We start from the raw sequence: 16921 nt of genomic DNA on the forward strand, positions 1-16921 counted from the left end.
CTGCTGCCGGGCGGTGACGGCCGCGGCGAGGTGGTGCTGGTCGGCGGCGGGCCAGGCGACCCCGGGCTGCTGACCGTGGCCGGGCTGGAGGCGGTGCGGACGGCGGACGTGCTGGTCGTCGACCGGCTGGCGCCGCTGTCGGTCCTGCAGCAGGTCCGCCCCGGGGCCGAGGTCATCGACGTGGCCAAGATCCCCCGCGGCACCTTCACCTCGCAGGAGCGGATCAACGAGCTGCTGGTCGAGCACGGCCGCGCCGGCCGCCGGGTGGTCCGGCTCAAGGGGGGCGACAACTTCGTCTTCGGCCGCGGCGGCGAGGAGTGGCAGGCCTGCGCGGCCGCCGGGATCCCCGTCCGGGTGGTGCCCGGCGTCTCCTCCGCGATCGCCGCGCCGGCCCTGGCCGGCATCCCGCTGACGCACCGCCAGCTCACCCAGGGGTTCACCGTCGTCTCCGGCCACCTGCCGCCGGGCGACCCGGGCTCGACACTGGACTGGGCGGCGCTGGCCCGCGCCGGCACCACGCTGGTGGTCCTGATGGGGGTGGCCACGCTGCCCGCCATCACCGCCGAGCTCGTGGCGCAGGGGATGGCTCCCGGCACCCCGGCCGCGACCGTCGCCGACGCCGGCCTGCCCAGCCAGCGCGACGTCCGGGGCCGCGTCGACGACATCGCGGCGCTGACCCTGGAGGCCGGCATCCGGCCCCCGGCCATCACGGTGATCGGCGCCGTCGCCGGCTTCCGGCCCTGACCCTGCGCCGGGCTCAGGGCGCGGGGCGGGCTCAGCCGTCGACGTGCTGGACGCCCTCGGACCGGTCCCCGTCGGGGCTGGCCGTGGGCGCGGGACCCAGCTGCTGCCGGTTGATGGTCAGCCCGACCAGCCGGCTGACGAACAGCGCGACGTAGCCGAGCCCCGCCAGCTGCTGGATCATCACCACCGACCGGGCGTGCGAGGTGACCGGCACGACGTCCGACAGCCCGGTGCTGGACAGGTTGGTGAAGCTGAGGAACAGCAGCTCCATCCACGTCCGCTGCTCCGCCGGGTCCACCGCGGCGATGAAGCAGCCCGGCTGCAGGGCCTGCAGCAGCTGGAACACGTAGGCGAACGCCCACGCCACCAGGGTGAAGGTGGCGCCGACGGCGTACAGCTCGTCGCGGGTGACCGTCGCGTCCGCGAGCATGTACGTCATCAGGTTCCCGGCCGCCCAGAAGTAGAACAGCGCGTGCAGCACCGACGACACGAGGGCGATGGTGGGGTTGGGGCTCAGGGCGTCGGCCACCGACAGCGCCGACGCCGAGATGCCGAGGACCAGGGCGACCGAGGTCGGCCCCGGTGAGTCGCGCACCGACCACACGGCCAGGCCCAGGACCAGGGCCCCGAACAGCTCGAACAGCCCACGCCCCCAGGCCAGCGACTCGGCGAAGGGGTACAGCAGCACGCCGACCAGCTGCACCACCAGCAGGACCGCGGACGGGTGCCGCGCGACCGGCCGCAGCAGGTCGCGCACGGCTGAGCTCATGCCGCGACCCTACCGACGCCCCGGGGCCGGGGTCCGCCGGTCGTCGGCGACGACGGCGAGCGCGCGGTCAGGACGGGTCCGTCCGGGTCAGGCCGGGTCGGCGGGGGACATCCGGTGACCGGGCGGGACGGACGGTCCCCGGCTGCGGAGCGCCAGCTTGGCGTGGAGGCTCGTCACCCAGACCTGCACCTCCGCCGGTGAGGTGTCGAGCTTCTCGGCGATCTGCCGGTCGGTGCTGCCCCGGCTGACCAGCTCGAGCACCTGCTGCTCGTGGTCGTCGAGGCTGCCGCCGCGGTGGTCGCCCTGGCCGGAGCGCCGCAGCCGGTCGAGCAGCCGCTCGACGACGGCGCCGTCGAGCAGCGGACGACCCCCGGCGACGGTGCGCACGCCGTCGAGCAGGCTGCTCCCGCCGACCTGCTTCACCAGGTAACCGGCGGCGCCCGCCATCACGGCGGTGAACAGGGCCTCGTCGTCGTCGAAGCTGGCCAGCAGGACGCAGGGCACGTCCGGGTGGTCGGAACGGATCCGGCGGCCGACGCCGAGCCCCGCGCCCTCGGTCAGCCGGGCGTCGAGCAGCACGACGTCCGGGCTGCTCGCGGCGATCAGCGGTAGCGCCGCCTCGGCGCTGCCGGCCGAACCGACGACGTCCAGGTCGGGCTCCGCTGCCACCAGGTCGACCAGCCCCCGCCGCACCAGCTCGTGCCCATCGACGATGAAGACACGGGTGGTGGTGGCGTTCACCTCAGTGGCCCCGACCAGCGCATGCGCACGTCCCCCTCGTCCTGGTGCCCGGTCGTCCCGCCGTCCCCGGGGCGGAGCACCGGTCCGGAGGGGCCGGGCGGTCCGTTGCGGCGCCCATCCTCCCCCAGGTCGCCGCCGTCGCCGGCGAGCACGACCGGCCGTGGACCCGGGTCGGCCTCCCCCCGGCGCTCGACGGGCCGGGCGGACGACGGACCGCAGTCGCACACCGGTGCCACCCCGGCCGCGCCGTCCGAGCAGGTCGCGCTCGTCGCCGTGGGGGCTGCGGTGCCCTCAGGTCCCCCGCCGGACTCCGCGGGGACCAGCGTGGACGGAGCGCTCGTGCCCCGGGCTGTCGTGTCCGGGGCGGTCGGGTCCGGGGGACCGCTGTGGAGCGCGGCGCGGCGGGCGGGGCCGGTCGGCGCGACGGCGCCGCCCCGGCGCCCTCGCGGTCGGGAGCCTGCGGGCGGCACAGCGGCAGCAGCAGCATCGTTGATGGCCATGGCGGGTCACCGGCGCGGGCACGGGGCCCAGGCTCAGCGGGTGATCCAGAGGTAGGCCATGAGCACCGGGTAGACCAGGGCGACGACCCAGCAGGCCCAGTACTGGGCGTCGAACGGGCGCTTGGTGCGGGTGCCGGGCACGCGGTACATCAGCCCGCCGGGCCGCTGGATCGACTCGGTGAGCGCGCGGACGGGGTCGACCGACGACGGGGCCGACGGGGCCGTGCGGACCTTCCCGGCGGTCTCGTCGGGTCGGTCTCCCTGGGTGTCGAGCACCACGTCCTGGCTCATGGTCCTAGTCAACCGTTCCCGCGAGGTGGTCGGCAGGCCTGAAGGTCCTCGGTCCGGCGGGACCTTGGTCCCGGTTTCCCGGCCCATTCCTGCCCCTTTTCCCACCGGTTCGGAATGTCATTCCGAAAAGCGACCGGAGCGTGACCGGACCGAGATCTCCAGGCCCTTTCCGCCGCTTTTCCCCCCACCCGTTCTCCCGGCGCCCCGGAGGCCCGTCCCGCCGGGTCCGGGCCGCTCGCGGTCCCACCGCGGCCGGGTCGCCCAGGTGGTCACCCCCGCCCGCCTGGCAGGCGGCCCGTTAGGCTCCTGGCCACCGCAGGAGACCAGGAAGCTCGGTGAGAACCCGACGCGGTCGCGCCACTGTGAGAGCCCGCCACCTCCGGTCCGCCGGTCGGGGGAGCTCGAGCCAGACCCTGCCTGCGGCCGAGCACCACGTCGGGTCGCCGCAACCTGAGAGGACACGCCCATGCCCACCGCCCTGCCCCCGCCCGCCCCCGAGGTCCGGGCCGAGGCCGCCCGACGGCTGGACGCGCTGGCCAAGCCCCTCGGCGCCCTCGGCCGGCTGGAGGAGCTCGCGGCCTGGTGGTCGGCGTGCGCCGGACGCTGCCCCGCCGACCCGCCCGCCGCCGTGCGGGCCGTCATCCTGGCCGGCGACCACGGCGTCTCCTCCGACGGCGTCTCGGCCTACCCCCGCGAGGTCACCGCGGCGATGGTCCGCGCCCTCGTCGGCGGCGAGGCCGGGGCGAGCGTGCTGGCCCGCCAGCACGGCGTCGCCCTGCGGGTCCTCGACCTGGCCGTCGACGCCGACCTGTCCGATCTGCCGGGGGTCACCGACCACAAGGTGCGCCGCTCCTCGGGCGCCCTCGACCGGGAGGACGCGCTGACCGCGGCCGAGACCGCCACCGCCCTGGCGGTGGGTGCCCGCGTCGCCACCGAGGAGATCGCGGCCGGGGCCGACCTGCTGGTCGTCGGCGACCTGGGGATCGGGAACACCACCCCCGCGACGGCCCTCGTCGCCGCGAGCCTCGGGGCCGCCGCCGAGCAGGTCGTCGGCCGCGGCACGGGCATCGACGACGCCCGGCTGGCGCACAAGACCGCGGTCGTCGAGCGCGCCCTGGAGCGGGCTCGCGACCGGGTGGCCGACCCCGTGCAGCGGCTGGCGGCGCTCGGCTCGGCCGACCTGGCCGCCGGCGTCGGCCTCCTCGTCGCCGCGGCGCGGGCCCGGGTGCCCGTGCTGCTCGACGGCATCGTGCCGGTCGCCGAGCTGCTGGTCGCCGAGGACCTGCAGCCCGGGGTGGTCGCCTGGTGCGCCGCCGGCCACCGCTCCACCGAGCCCGCCCAGCGGCTCGCGCTGGAGAAGCTGGGGCTGGAACCGGTCCTGGACCTCGGGCTGCGGCTCGGCGAGGGCACGGGCGCACTGACGGCGCTGCCGGTGCTGCGCTCGGCCGCCCTGCTGCTCCGCGACATGGCCCTGCTCGCCGACCTGGCGCCCTGAGCGCGTGGCCCGTCGACCCGGTCCGCGCGCGGCCGCCCTCCGGCTCGCCGTCGGCACCCTGACCGTGCTCCCCACCGGCGCCGTGGAGGTCGACCGCGCCACCGCCCGCGGGGCGATGCTGCTGGGCCCGGTCGCCGTCGTCCCGCTCGCCCTCGTCGCGGCGCTGGTGGGCGGCGCCGGGGCAGCCCTGGCCCTGCCGGGGTCCGCCGTCGGGCTGCTCGTGGTCGCCGCGCTGGCGCTGGGCACCCGGGCCCTGCACCTGGACGGGCTCGCCGACACCGTCGACGGGCTGGGCGCCGGCTGGGACCGGGAGAGGGCGCTGGAGGTGATGCGGAGGGGCGACGTCGGCCCGATGGGCGTGGTGGCGCTGGTGCTGGTGCTGGGTCTGCAGGCGGTCGCGGCCGGCAGCGTGGTGACCGGCTGGACGACGGCCCTCGGGCTGGCCGTGCTGGTCTGCTGCTCCCGCGCCGCCCTGGCCGTCGTCTGCCGGACGGGGGTGCCCGCGGCGCGGGCGTCGGGACTGGGGGCGGCGGTGGCGGGCACGGTGCCGGTCGCCGCGGCGGCCGTGGTCTGGCTCGGGGTCGGGGCGCTGCTCGCGCTGACCTGGGCGCTGCTCGGCGGGTCCGTCGTCGGAGGGCTGGTCAGCGCCCTGCTGGCGCTGACGGCCGCCGGGCTGCTGGTGGGCTGGTGCCGGCGCCGGTTGGGCGGGGTGACCGGGGACGTGATGGGCGCCGCCGTCGAGGTGACGCTGACCGTGCTGCTGCTGGGGGCGGCCGCGACGGGGGGGTGGGCGTCATGAGCCCCCACCAGCCGACCGGTGGGGAGCCCGCCCGCGACCACCCGGTCGGCCTCCTCGCACGGGTGCAGGGCCCGGCGGTGCGGGGCTCAGAGGTGCAGGGCCCGTCCGGCGACCACGAGCACGATGTCGTCGCAGTGGCGGGCGACGGCCTGGTTGGCCCGGCCCAGCAGGTCGGTGAAGACGCGACCGGAGCGGTGCTCCGACACCAGACCCCAGCCGACCTCGTTGGTGACCGCGACGACCAGGGCCGGGTGCGCCCGCCAGGCGTCGAGCAGGCCGTCGAGGTGGACGTCGAACCGGTCGCGCCAGCCGGCCAGGGGCTGGTCCCAGGTGCCGAGGTCGTCGACGACGGCCGTCACCCAGGTGCCCAGGCAGTCGACCAGCACCGGACCGTCGGCGCCCCGGAGGGCGGCGGCGACGTCGGTCGTCTCGACCGTCCGCCAGGACGCGGGCCGGCTCGCCCGGTGGGCCGCGACGCGGGCCGCCCACTCCGGGTCGGCGACGGGGTCGGGCACCGCTCCGGGCGCCACGTAGGTGACGTCCGCGGAGCCGGCCAGCAGGGCCTCGGCGTGCCGGGACTTGCCCGAGCGCACGCCGCCGGTGACCAGGACCTTCTGCGGGGAGGACATCGGCCATGACCCTAGGCCATGGCTCCACCGCCGACCGGCGCGCCGCTGCCCTGGGCCTCGCCGCGGGCTTCGGGCTCGACCAGCTGCTGGGCGACCCCCGCCGCGGCCACCCGGTGGCCGGCTTCGGCGCCGTCGCGGCCCGGCTGGAACGCCGCACCTGGGCCGACCGGCGGGCGCCCGGGGTGCTGCACGTCGGGGTCCTCGTGGCCGGCACGGCCGGCCTGGGGGCGCTGGCGGAGCGCGCGGTCCGGGGACGTCCGGTCGCGCGCCTGCTGCTGACCGCCGCCGCCACCTGGACGGTGCTGGGCGGCCGGTCGCTGCAGCGCGAGGCCCGGACGCTGGCCCGCCAGCTGAGCGCCGACGACCTGCCCGCCGCCCGGCGGCAGATCCGCAACCTCGTGGGGCGGGACCCGTCCGAGCTCGACGCCGAGCAGCTGGCCCGGGCCTGCGTCGAGTCCGTCGCCGAGAACACCGCCGACGCCGTCGTGGCCCCGCTGGTCTGGGGCGCCCTGCTGGGCCTGCCGGGGCTGCTCGGCTACCGCGCCGTCAACACCCTGGACGCCATGGTCGGGCACCGCTCCCCCCGCTACCGCCGGTTCGGCTGGGCGGCCGCCCGGCTGGACGACGTCGCCAACTGGGTGCCGGCCCGGGTCTGCGGCCTGCTGACCGTCGCCCTCGCGCCGCTGGTCGGCGGCCGGCCCGGGGACGCGTGGCGCGCGTGGCGCCGCGACGCCGGCCAGCACCCCAGTCCCAACGCCGGCGTGGTCGAGGCGACGGCGGCGGGAGCGCTGGGCGTCCGGCTGGGCGGCCGCAACGTCTACGGCGGCGTGGTCGAGGACCGCGGGGTGCTCGGTCGCGGCCGGACCGTGGCCGTCGCCGACATCGCACCCGCCGCCCGGCTGAGCCTGCTGGTCGGCGTCGCGTCGGCCCTGCTGGCCACCGGGCTGCGGGCCGTCGCCGGGCGGGAGCGGTGAGCACCGTCCTGGTCCTGGGCGGCACGGGCGAGGCCCGGCGGCTGGCCGCCGGCCTGCACGCCGACGGGGTGCCGGTCGTCAGCTCCCTGGCCGGCCGGGTGTCGCGGCCGGCGCTGCCGGACGGCGAGGTCCGGGTGGGCGGCTTCGGGGGGCCCGAGGGCCTGGCGCGCTACCTGCGGCAGCGCGGGGTCGCCGTCGTGGTCGACGCCACCCACCCCTTCGCCGCCCGCATCTCGGCGAACGCCGCCGTGGCCTGCGCCGCGACCGTCGTGCCGCTGGTCCGGCTGCAGCGGCCGGGCTGGCGGGAGCACCCCGACGCCGACCGGTGGACGTGGGTGGCCGACGCCGCGGCGGCGCGGGAGGCGGCCGCCGGCGCCCGCCGGCCGTTCCTGACCACGGGACGCCAGTCGCTGCCGGACTTCCTGGCCTGGTCCGACCGGGCCGTGCTGGCCCGCGTCGTCGACCCGCCGGAGATCGCCCTGCCGCCCGCCTGGACGTTGCTGCTGGCCCGCGGACCCTACGAGCGCGACGCCGAGCAGGCCCTGATGGCGGCGCACCGCGTCGACCACCTGCTGACCAAGGACTCCGGCGGCGCCCTGACGGCGGCCAAGCTCGACGCGGCGGGCGCGCTGGGCGTCCCCGTCGTGGTCCTGGAACGGCCGGCTCCCCCGCCGGGGGTCCCGCTCGTCACCACGGTGGCCGAGGCCCGCCGAGCGGTCCGACGGGAGATCGACCGGGACCGACCTCGCCTCTGAGCCGTCGGCCCTTAGGCGAGCGAGGACTCCCAGGCCTGGTGCAGGGCGGCGTAGCGGCCCTCGGCGTCGGCCATCAGCTCGTGCGGGGAGCCGTCCTCGATGATCCGGCCGTGCTCGAGGACGAGCACCCGGTCGGCGATCTCCACCGTGCTGAGCCGGTGGGCGATGATCACGGCCGTCCGGTCGGCCAGGATGGTCTGCAGGGCGCGCTGCACCAGCCGCTCGCTGGGCACGTCCAGGCTGGACGTCGCCTCGTCGAGGATCAGCACCGCCGGGTCGGCCAGGAAGGCGCGGGCGAAGGTGATCAGCTGCCGCTGGCCGGCCGACAGCCGGGAGCCGCGCTTGGCGACGTCGGTGTCGTAGCCCTGCGGGAGCCCGGCGATGAAGCCGTGCACGCCGACAGCCTTCGCGGCGTCCTCGATCTCCTGCCGCGTCGCGGTCGGCTTGCCGAAGGCGATGTTGTCGGCGATGGTCCCGTCGAACATGAAGTTCTCCTGGGTCACCATCACCACCGCCCGGCGCAGGTCGGCGTCGGCGAGGTCGTGCAGGTCGACGCCGTCCAGGGTGACGCGGCCGCCGTCGGGGTCGTAGAACCGGGCCATCAGCTTGGCGATGGTGGTCTTGCCCGCACCGGTGGTGCCGACGAGGGCGACCGTCTGCCCGGCCGGGATGTGGAGCTCCAGGTCCGGCAGCACCGGCCGGTCCTGCGCGTACGCGAACTGCACGTGGTCGAGGTGCAGGTCGCCGGCCGGGTTCGGCAGCGGCGTCGGCCTCGCCGGCTGGACGACGCTGGGCTGCTCCTCGAGCACCCCGGACAGCTTCTCCAGCGCCGACGAGGCCGACTGGAAGGTGTTGTAGAACTGGCTGATGTCCTGCATCGGCTCGAAGAACATCCGCAGGTAGAGCAGGAACGCCGCCAGCACCCCGACCGTCATGTCGCCCTCGATCACCCGGTGGCCGCCGTAGAGCAGCACGACGCCGATCGTCAGGTTGCCGACCAGCTTGATGCTCGGCATGAAGATCGCGACCAGCTTGAACGAGTCGATGTTGGCCTCGCGGTAGCGGCCCGCGACGTCGGTGAAGATCTCGGAGTTGCGACGCTCGCGGCGGTAGGCCTGGACGGCCTTGATGCCGGTCATCGTCTCGATGAACTGCACGATGGTCAGCGCCGAGGTCTCCCGCACCGTGCGGTAGGTCCGCGACGAGGCCCGCGAGAACCACCGCACCAGCAGCATCAGCACCGGGAAGCAGAGCAGGCAGACCGCACCCAGCCGGAAGTCCAGCACCAGCAGCAGCACGCCGACGCCCACCATGGTGAGGGCGGCGGTGACCAGGCTGTCGAAGCCGTTGGCCAGCAGCTCCATGATCGCGTCGATGTCGCTGGTGAGCCGGGACACGACCCGGCCGGTCGTGTAGCGGTCGTGGAAGCGGACGTCGAGGTCCTGGAAGTGCTTGAACACCCGGCGGCGCAGCTCCAGCAGCACCTTCTGCCCGACGGTGCCGGAGTTGCGCAGGAAGAACATCCGGCTCAGTCCCTGGACGAGCACGGCGCCGGCCATCAGGCCGACGGTCTCGTAGAGCAGCCGGGCGCTGCCCCCCTCCAGCAGCGGCGGGACACCGAGGTCGATGCCGCGACGGACCATCCAGGGGACGCTCAGCCGCGCTGCGTTCTCCAGCACGACGGCGACGACGAGCACCCAGATCCAGCGGTGGTACGGCCGCAGCAGGTCCCCGAGGAGCGCGCGGCTCCGGCGCCGCAGCAGCACGGTCCCGCGGGTGCTGAGGTCGTCGTTGCCCTCCGCTGAGACCCCGCGCCACTGCTCGATCTCGGGTGCGGAGCCGACGGGACGGGGCTCGCGGTCCTCGGGGGTGGTCGCGGTGGTCGTGGTCGCGGTCATCGCGCCTCCTCCAGGAGCAGCTCGTCGAGCTCGTCCTCGTACTCGGCCGACAGCAGCGCCCGGTACTCCGGGACCTCGGCCAGCAGGTCGGTGTGGGTGCCCACCGCGGTGATGGTGCCGCCGGACAGCATCGCCACCCGGTCGGCCAGCAGCACCGTCGAGGCCCGGTGGGCGACGACGATGCCGGTGACGCCGGTCAGCACCCGCTTGAGCGCCTCCTCGACCAGGGCCTCGGTGTGGATGTCCAGCGCGGACAGGGTGTCGTCCAGCACCAGCACGGACGGCTTGGCCAGCACCGCGCGGGCCAGCGCGAGCCGCTGCCGCTGCCCGCCGGACAGGCTCATGCCCTGCTCGCCGATCCGGGTCGCCAGTCCCCAGGGCAGGTCGTGGACGAAGTGCGCCTGCGCGACGTCGATGGCCTCCTCGACGTCGGCCTCGCTGGCGTCGGGGCGGCCCAGCGTCAGGTTCTCCCGCGCGGACATCGAGAACAGCGTCGGGTCCTCGAAGGCGATGGCCACCACCCGGCGCAGCTCGGCCAGCCGGAGCTCGCGGAGGTCGACGCCGTCGATGGTGATCCGGCCGGCGGTGACGTCGTACAGCCGGGGCACCAGCATGGTGAGGGTGCTCTTGCCCGAGCCGGTCGCGCCGACCAGGGCGACGGTCTCGCCCGGCGCCACCTCGAGGTCGACGTCGTGCAGCACGTCGGTCGCGGAGCCGGCGAACCGGAACCCGACGCCCTCGAAGCGCAGCCGGCCCTGCACCTGCTCCAGGGTCCGGGGCCCGTCGGCGATCTCGTTCTCGGAGTCGAAGATCTCCGCGATCCGGTCGGCGGCGGTCATCGACTCCTGCGCCTGCGCCAGCAGGAAGCCGAGCGCGGTGACCGGCCAGACCAGCGACAGCATCAAGGTGATGAAGGCGACCAGGGTGCCCAGGGTGATCTGCTGCTGGCCGGCCGCGACCGCGCCCAGCCCCAGCACGACGATGAGGGTGAGGTTGGGGATCACCGCGAGCATCGTCCAGAACCGGGCGCTGAGCTGGACGCGCTCGACGGAGGTGTCGTACAGCTGCACGCTGCGGGCGTCGAACTTGGCGAACGCGTGCCGCCCCCGCCCGAACGACTTGATGACGCGGAGGCCGTAGGCGCCCTCCTCGATCGTCGACGCGACGTCGCCGTTCTGGTCCTGCACCTTGCGCGAGAGCCGGGTGAAGGCGCGCTCGTTCTTCAGGCACAGCACGGTGATCGGCACGGTCGAGGCCAGCACGACCAGCCCCAGCGGCCAGTAGAGGTGGAGCAGGATCGCGGTGGTCACGAGGATCTGCGCGATGTTGGTGAGGATGAACAGCAGCCCGAAGCCGAGGAAGCGGCGGATGGTCGCCAGGTCGCTCATGATCCGCGACAGCAGCTGGCCCGACTGCCAGCGGTCGTGGAAGGCCATCGGCAGCCGCTGCAGCTTGGCGTACAGGTCGGTGCGGACGGCGAACTCGACGCCGTTGGTGGCGCGGGAGACCACCCACCGGCGGAGGAACATCAGGGACGCCTCGACGACGCCCAGGGTCATCGCCAGCAGGCCGAGCGCGTAGAGCCCCGTCCGGTCGGAGCCGGCGATGGGGCCGTCGATGACAGCCTTGGTGACCAGGGGGACGACGATCGTCGCGCCGGTGCCGACGGCCGCGAAGAGGACGGTGAGGACGAAGCGGGTGCGGAAGGGCACCATGTACTGGCGCAGCCGCCACAGGTTGGCGCTGGACCGCCGCTTGCGCGGCTGGCCGTCGCGCCCGCGCCGCGGCGGAGCGGGCGGCGCCATCGCGGCGGGCCGGTCCTCGGCGGTGAGCGGACCCGACGTCGCCTCCCGGCCGGTGGCCGGGGTGGGAGCGCTGGACACCTGGGCGGACGCGTGCGCCGTCACATCGGCTGGCATGGTGAGGACATCCTCGTGGTGGACGGCGGGGTGGGGTGGCGTCGCCGAGGGCACCGGGACGTCGGCCAGGACCTGGGTCCGGCCCGGGCCAGCGGGCCCGGAGGGGCGGCGCCGCGGTCACGGGCTGAACCGTTCTAGATCCTAGTCCTACTATGCATGCCCACCCGGGGGCCGGGTCAACCGCATTCGGCCCCTTCGGACAACGTTTTCCCGCAGGCCCGCCGGTCCGCCCGGTCGGGCCCTCCGGGGCTGCCCCTAGGATCGGCCCGACGTCGACGACGAGGAGCAGCGGATGCCGCAGCAGGTGCAAGGGATCATCGCGCGCAGCAAGGGCGCCCCGGTCGAGCTGGTCACCGTGGTGGTGCCCGACCCGGGCCCGGGCGAGGCCGTCGTCGCCGTGCAGGCGTGCGGCGTCTGCCACACCGACCTGCACTACCGCGAGGGCGGCATCGGCGACGACTACCCCTACCTGCTGGGCCACGAGGCGGCCGGCGTGGTCGAGGCGGTCGGCGAGGGCGTGACCGACGTCGCCCCCGGCGACTACGTGATCCTCAACTGGCGCGCGGTCTGCGGCGCGTGCCGCGCCTGCCGGCGGGGCCGGCCCTGGTACTGCTTCAACACCCACAACGCCACCCAGAAGATGACCCTGGAGGACGGCACCGAGCTGTCGGCCGCGCTGGGCATCGGCTCCTTCGCCGACAAGACGCTGGTCGCCGCCGGGCAGTGCACCAAGGTCGACCCGGCGGCCCGACCCGCCGCGGCCGGCCTGCTGGGCTGCGGCGTGATGGCCGGGCTCGGCGCGGCGATCAACACCGGGAACGTGGGCCGGGGTGACGCGGTGGCGGTGATCGGCTGCGGCGGGGTGGGCGCGGCGGCCGTCGCCGGGGCGCGGCTGGCCGGCGCGGCGAAGATCATCGCCGTCGACGTCGACGACCGGAAGCTCGCCACCGCCCGCGAGCTCGGCGCCACCCACACGATCAACTCCCGCAGCACCGACGCGGTCGAGGGGATCCAGGGGCTGACGAACGGGTTCGGCGCCGACGTGGTCATCGACGCCGTCGGCCGGCCCGAGACCTACGCGCAGGCCTTCTACGGCCGCGACCTCGCCGGCACGGTGGTGCTCGTCGGCGTCCCGACGCCGGAGATGACGCTGGAGCTGCCGCTGCTCGACGTGTTCGGCCGCGGCGGCGCCCTGAAGTCCAGCTGGTACGGCGACTGCCTGCCCGAGCGCGACTTCCCGATGCTGATCGACCTCTACCTGCAGGGCCGGCTGCCGCTGGACGCGTTCGTCAGCGAGGAGATCGGGATCGGTGACATCGAGGCGGCGTTCGAGAAGATGGGCGCCGGCGGCGTGCTCCGCTCGGTCGTCGTCTTCCCCGACGCCCCGGCCGCGGTGGGCGCATGACCGCCCGGATCGACCACGCCGTCGTCTCCGGCACCTTCAGCCTGGACGGTGAGACCTTCGACGTCGACAACAACGTCTGGGTGGTCGGGGACGACACCGAGTGCGTGGTCATCGACGCCCCCCACGACGTCGCCCCCATCCTGGAGCTCGTCGCGGGCCGGACGGTGCTCGCCGTGCTCTGCACCCACGCGCACGACGACCACGTGCGGGTGGCGCCGGAGCTGGGCCGCGCCGTCGGCGCCCCCGTGCTGCTGCACCCGGCGGACCTCCCGCTCTGGCGGCTGACGCACGGCGCCGTGCCGCCGGACGGCGACCTGGCCGACGGCCAGGAGATCACCGTGGCCGGCACCACGCTGGAGGTGCTGCACACCCCCGGGCACGCTCCGGGCGCGGTCTGCTTCTCCGCCCCCGAGCTGGGGGTCGTGTTCACCGGCGACACGCTGTTCCAGGGTGGGCCGGGCGCCACCGGTCGCAGCTTCAGCGACCGCCACCTGCTGCTGCGCAGCATCACCGAGCGGCTGCTGGCGCTGCCCGCCCGCACGATCGTCAAGACCGGGCACGGCGACGACACGACGCTGGCCGACGAGCGGGACGGCATCCTGCGCGGCTGACCGGGTTGCGGGGCGCGGATGTCGGCGCCGCGGTCTAGGGTCCGTGGCGTGCCGCACTATCTCCGTTTCCCGCACCTGCACGGCGACCTGGTCACCTTCGTGGCCGCCGACGACGTCTGGCTCGCCCCCGTCACCGGGGGCCGCGCCTGGCGGCTGACCGACGACCGGTCACCGGTCCGCAACCCCCGCTTCTCCCCCGACGGCACGCACGTGGCCTGGGCCTCCACCCGCGACGGGCACAGCGAGGTCTACGTCGTCCCGGTCGAGGGCGGTGACGCGCGCCGGCTCACCTGGTGGGGCAGCGCGACCACGGCCGTCCTGGGCTGGACCGCCGACGGGCGGGTGCTCGTCGCCTCGTCGGCCCGCGAGGCCAACCTGCGCCGCCAGGTCGTGCACGCCGTCGGGCTCGACCTGGCGGTCGAGCGGCTGTCCGTCGGGCCCGCCTGGGGCCTCGCCGTCCGCGACGACGGCGCCACCGCGCTGGCCACCGTGGGCAGCCGCCCGCCGGCGGCGTGGAAGCGCTACCGCGGCGGCACCGCGCCCCAGCTCTGGCTGGACCGGTCGGGGGACGCCCGGCACTGGGAGCGGCTGCTGCCGGCCGAGACGGCGTCGCTGGTCGACCCGCTGTGGGTGGACGGGCGCCTGCTGTTCGTCAGCGACCGGCTGGCCACCTTCCCCGACCACGCCGACGAGGTGGCCAACCTCTTCTCCCTCGACGTCGACGACCGCGACGCCACCCCGCAGCAGCTCACCCGCCACACCGCCGCCGACGGCTACGTCCGCGACGCCACCTCCGACGGCCGGCGCGTGGTCTACCACGCGCACGGCGCCCTGCACCTGCTCGAGCGCCCCGGCGACGACCCCCGGCCGCTGGACGTGGGGCTGCCCGGCGGGCTGGCCGCCCGCCAGCCGCGGCGGCTGGTGCCGACGGAGCAGCTCGTCGAGCTCCGCCCGGACCACGGCGGCGACGCCAGCCTGGTCGAGTGGCGCGGCAAGGGCTTCCTGCTCAGCCACCGCCAGGGTCCGGCCCGGGCGCTCACCGCGGCGTCCGGCGTCCGGGCCCGCCTCGTCCGCCCGCTGGGCCGGACCGGCGCGGCTGTGCTGGTCAGCGACGCCGGCGGTGAGGACGCGCTCGAGGTGCACCCGCTCGGGGGTGCCGGCGAGGTCCGGCGGCTGGCCGCCGGCGCGCTCGGGCACGTCCTGCACCTGGAGAGCGACCCGACCGGCGCCCGGGTGGTCGCGGTCGCGCACGACGGCACCGTCCGCGTCGTGGAGATCGCCGACGGCGCGGTGCGCACGGTCGGCGTCGCCCGGAACGGCGAGGCGACCTCCCCGACCTTCTCCCCCGACGGCCGCTGGCTCGTCTGGTCGGAACCGTGGCGCAACGAGGAGCAGAACCACCTCGTGCTCGCCGACCTCGACGCGCCCGGCCGCGACCCCGTGGCCCTGACCAGCGGGCGGTTCGACGACACCTCCCCCGCCTTCACCGGCGACGGGCGGCACCTGGCCTTCCTGTCCGCCCGGACCTTCGACCCCCGTTACGACAGCCAGGCCTTCGACCTCGCCTTCTCGGCGGCCGTCCGGCCCTACCTGGTGCCGCTGCGGGCCACCGAGCCCGCCCCCTTCGGCCCCAGCGCCGACGGCTGGCGGATCAGCAAGCCCTCGACGCCCCAGGACACCCCCGCCACCGACCCGCCCGCGGTCGAGCTCGACGTCGACGGCTTCGAGGAGCGGCTGGTCGCGTTCCCGGTCCCCTCGGGCAGCTACCGCGACCTGCAGGCCGCCCACGACGGCGTCGTGTGGGTCCGGGAGTCGGGCGAGGACACCCCGCTGGGCGCGCACCGGGCCGGGGTCGAGGGCGAGCGCCCGGGCGACGCCGTCGAGTTCTACTCCTTCGCCGGTCGCGAGGTCGTCGAGCTGGTGGACCGCGCAGACGCCGTCCGGGTGAGCGGGGACGGCGAGCGGGTGGTCGTCCGGGCCGGCGAGGCCGTCACCGTCCGGCCGGTGGCCAAGGCGGTCGAGCCGGACAGCCCCGACCTGGTGACCGTCGACCTGGAGCGGCTCCGCTTCGAGCTGGACCCGGTCGCGGAGTGGCGGCAGATGTTCGACGAGAACGGCCGGCTGATGCGCGGCCACTACTGGCGCGAGGACCTCGACGGCGTCGACTGGGACGCCGTGCTGGCCCGGTACCGGCCCCTGGTCGCGCGGCTGGCGGGGCACGACGACCTCGTCGACCTGCTGTGGGAGACCGTGGGCGAGCTGAACACCTCGCACGCCTACGTGAACCCGGCCTCCCCGCCCGGGGACCAGGACCGCCGGCTGGGCCTGCTCGGCGCCGACCTGAGCCCGACCGCGGACGGCTGGCGCGTCGACCGCATCCTGCCCGGTGAGAGCAGCGACCCGGAGGCGCGCTCGCCGCTGCGGGGCGCCGGCGTCGGCGCCCAGGAGGGTGACGTGGTGGTCGCGGTGGACGGCCGGCCCGTCGACCCGGCGGCCGGACCGGCGGCCGCCCTGGTCGGCACCACCGACAAGCCCGTCGAGCTGACGCTGCGGCGCGAGGGCCGGGACCGCCGGGTCGTCGTGGTCCCCGTGGGCAGCGAGGAGCCGCTGCGCTACCAGGACTGGGTGCGCGGCCGCGCCCGGGCCGTGGCCGAGCGCTCGGGAGGCCGGCTGGGCTACGTGCACGTGCCCGACATGATGAGCCCCGGCTGGGCGCAGCTGCACCGCGACCTGCACGTCGCCGCCGAGGCCGAGGGCCTGGTGGTGGACGTCCGCTACAACCGCGGCGGGCACACCAGCCAGCTCGTCCTCGAGCAGCTCGCGCGCCGCGTCGTCGGCTGGGGGACCAGCCGGCACGCCGAGGTGCCGCGGCCGTACCCGGCGAACGCGCTGCGCGGGCCGGTGGTCTTCGTGGCCAACGAGTTCTCGGGCTCCGACGGTGACATCGTCAACGCCGGCGCCCAGGCCATGGGCCTCGGACCCGTGGTCGGCGTCCGCACCTGGGGCGGGGTGGTCGGCATCGACGGGCGCTTCTCCCTCGTCGACGGCACCGCGGTCACCCAGCCGCGCTACGCGACCTGGATGCACGGCTACGGCTGGGGGCTGGAGAACCACGGCGTCGACCCCGACGTCGAGGTGGTGCACACCCCCGCCGACCAGGACGCGGTGGACCGCCCGGGGGGCGGCGACCCGCAGCTGGACCGGGCGGTCGACGAGGCCCTGCAGCGGCTCGTCGGCACGCCCGCGCAGGTGCCGCCGGAGCTGCCGGAGCCGCGGGTGCGCCGCTCGTAGGGCTCCGGCCGGGGGTGGTCGGCGGACCCCCCGCCGGGGTGGCATGCTCGAAGGTCTCCGACTGCTGCGGCGCGCACCCGCGCCGCCGGCCGGGGCAGGA

14 protein-coding genes are annotated in these 16921 nt (G+C 75.9%); 8 read left to right on the forward strand and 6 right to left on the reverse strand.

Annotated features, from left to right (window positions below; genetic code table 11):
• Entirely contained in the window at positions 1–744 is a 744-nt protein-coding gene (gene cobA / locus BLT72_RS20750) for a uroporphyrinogen-III C-methyltransferase (protein ID WP_231930699.1), read from the forward strand.
• A gap of 31 nt (positions 745–775) precedes the next feature.
• On the opposite strand, the gene BLT72_RS20755 is transcribed toward cobA, so the two are convergent.
• The 3 genes from BLT72_RS20755 to BLT72_RS20770 form a co-directional block, all read right to left on the reverse strand.
• Positions 776–1513 (reverse strand): potassium channel family protein, encoded by a 738-nt coding sequence (locus tag BLT72_RS20755; protein ID WP_091415704.1) that lies wholly within the window; start codon positions 1511–1513, stop codon positions 776–778.
• Positions 1514–1600: 87 nt separating this feature from the next.
• Positions 1601–2254 carry a response regulator gene (locus BLT72_RS20760; protein WP_091415707.1) on the reverse strand — a complete coding sequence of 218 codons (654 nt, stop codon included), beginning with the start codon at positions 2252–2254 and terminating at the stop codon, positions 1601–1603.
• A 533-nt stretch (positions 2255–2787) separates the two neighbouring features.
• Positions 2788–3045, reverse strand: coding sequence for a hypothetical protein (locus BLT72_RS20770; protein ID WP_091415712.1), 258 nt, complete (start codon positions 3043–3045; stop codon positions 2788–2790).
• A gap of 466 nt (positions 3046–3511) precedes the next feature.
• Between BLT72_RS20770 and cobT the strand changes: the two genes are divergently transcribed.
• Both cobT and BLT72_RS20780 read left to right on the forward strand, forming a co-directional pair.
• Entirely contained in the window at positions 3512–4540 is a 1029-nt protein-coding gene (gene cobT / locus BLT72_RS20775; protein ID WP_091415714.1) for a nicotinate-nucleotide--dimethylbenzimidazole phosphoribosyltransferase, read from the forward strand.
• A 4-nt stretch (positions 4541–4544) separates the two neighbouring features.
• Complete coding sequence (locus BLT72_RS20780) at positions 4545–5339, forward strand: adenosylcobinamide-GDP ribazoletransferase (protein ID WP_091415717.1); 795 nt, start codon at positions 4545–4547, stop codon at positions 5337–5339.
• Positions 5340–5425: 86 nt separating this feature from the next.
• On the opposite strand, the gene BLT72_RS20785 is transcribed toward BLT72_RS20780, so the two are convergent.
• Positions 5426–5968 carry a bifunctional adenosylcobinamide kinase/adenosylcobinamide-phosphate guanylyltransferase gene (locus BLT72_RS20785; RefSeq protein WP_091415720.1) on the reverse strand — a complete coding sequence of 181 codons (543 nt, stop codon included), beginning with the start codon at positions 5966–5968 and terminating at the stop codon, positions 5426–5428.
• Between the two features lie 5 nt (positions 5969–5973).
• Here BLT72_RS20785 and BLT72_RS20790 point away from each other — a divergent pair, with 5 nt between their 5' ends.
• Together BLT72_RS20790 and BLT72_RS20795 are read left to right on the forward strand one after the other, a co-directional pair.
• The gene (locus BLT72_RS20790; protein WP_091415723.1) at positions 5974–6942 is read left to right on the forward strand and encodes a cobalamin biosynthesis protein; all 969 of its coding nucleotides are present in this window, start codon (positions 5974–5976) and stop codon (positions 6940–6942) included.
• Positions 6939–7697: a cobalt-precorrin-6A reductase gene (locus BLT72_RS20795; RefSeq protein ID WP_091415727.1), complete on the forward strand. Its 759-nt coding sequence runs from the start codon at positions 6939–6941 to the stop codon at positions 7695–7697. The genes BLT72_RS20790 and BLT72_RS20795 overlap by 4 nt, the downstream gene beginning before the upstream one ends.
• A gap of 11 nt (positions 7698–7708) precedes the next feature.
• Here BLT72_RS20795 and BLT72_RS20800 read toward each other — a convergent pair whose 3' ends face one another.
• Both BLT72_RS20800 and BLT72_RS20805 read right to left on the reverse strand, forming a co-directional pair.
• Positions 7709–9595 (reverse strand): ABC transporter ATP-binding protein, encoded by a 1887-nt coding sequence (locus BLT72_RS20800; protein WP_091415731.1) that lies wholly within the window; start codon positions 9593–9595, stop codon positions 7709–7711.
• Entirely contained in the window at positions 9592–11514 is a 1923-nt protein-coding gene (locus BLT72_RS20805) for an ABC transporter ATP-binding protein (RefSeq protein ID WP_342587382.1), read from the reverse strand. The genes BLT72_RS20800 and BLT72_RS20805 overlap by 4 nt, the downstream gene beginning before the upstream one ends.
• A 292-nt stretch (positions 11515–11806) precedes the next feature.
• On the opposite strand from BLT72_RS20805, the gene BLT72_RS20810 reads away from it, so the two are divergent.
• The 3 genes from BLT72_RS20810 to BLT72_RS20820 are packed head-to-tail and all read left to right on the forward strand — an operon-like array spanning position 11807 to position 16821.
• Positions 11807–12919 (forward strand): S-(hydroxymethyl)mycothiol dehydrogenase, encoded by a 1113-nt coding sequence (locus BLT72_RS20810; protein WP_091415734.1) that lies wholly within the window; start codon positions 11807–11809, stop codon positions 12917–12919.
• On the forward strand, positions 12916–13530 hold the full coding sequence (locus tag BLT72_RS20815; RefSeq protein WP_091415738.1) for an MBL fold metallo-hydrolase: 615 nt from the start codon (positions 12916–12918) through the stop codon (positions 13528–13530). Before BLT72_RS20810 ends, BLT72_RS20815 begins: the two co-directional genes overlap by 4 nt.
• A 48-nt stretch (positions 13531–13578) precedes the next feature.
• The gene (locus BLT72_RS20820; protein ID WP_231930210.1) at positions 13579–16821 is read left to right on the forward strand and encodes a S41 family peptidase; all 3243 of its coding nucleotides are present in this window, start codon (positions 13579–13581) and stop codon (positions 16819–16821) included.
• Positions 16822–16921 lie beyond the last annotated feature (100 nt).

Source organism: Friedmanniella luteola, assembly GCF_900105065.1.
Classification (GTDB): domain Bacteria; phylum Actinomycetota; class Actinomycetes; order Propionibacteriales; family Propionibacteriaceae; genus Microlunatus; species Microlunatus luteolus.

Coding starts and splice junctions, on each gene's coding strand:
- BLT72_RS20755 (WP_091415704.1), bottom strand. CDS start 1,513: ATGAGCTCAGCCGTGCGCGACCTGCTGCGGCCGGTCGCGCGGCACCCG.
- BLT72_RS20770 (WP_091415712.1), bottom strand. CDS start 3,045: ATGAGCCAGGACGTGGTGCTCGACACCCAGGGAGACCGACCCGACGAG.
- cobT (WP_091415714.1), top strand. CDS start 3,512: ATGCCCACCGCCCTGCCCCCGCCCGCCCCCGAGGTCCGGGCCGAGGCC.
- BLT72_RS20785 (WP_091415720.1), bottom strand. CDS start 5,968: ATGTCCTCCCCGCAGAAGGTCCTGGTCACCGGCGGCGTGCGCTCGGGC.
- BLT72_RS20790 (WP_091415723.1), top strand. CDS start 5,974: ATGACCCTAGGCCATGGCTCCACCGCCGACCGGCGCGCCGCTGCCCTG.
- BLT72_RS20800 (WP_091415731.1), bottom strand. CDS start 9,595: ATGACCGCGACCACGACCACCGCGACCACCCCCGAGGACCGCGAGCCC.
- BLT72_RS20805 (WP_342587382.1), bottom strand. CDS start 11,514: ATGCCAGCCGATGTGACGGCGCACGCGTCCGCCCAGGTGTCCAGCGCT.
- BLT72_RS20810 (WP_091415734.1), top strand. CDS start 11,807: ATGCCGCAGCAGGTGCAAGGGATCATCGCGCGCAGCAAGGGCGCCCCG.
- BLT72_RS20815 (WP_091415738.1), top strand. CDS start 12,916: ATGACCGCCCGGATCGACCACGCCGTCGTCTCCGGCACCTTCAGCCTG.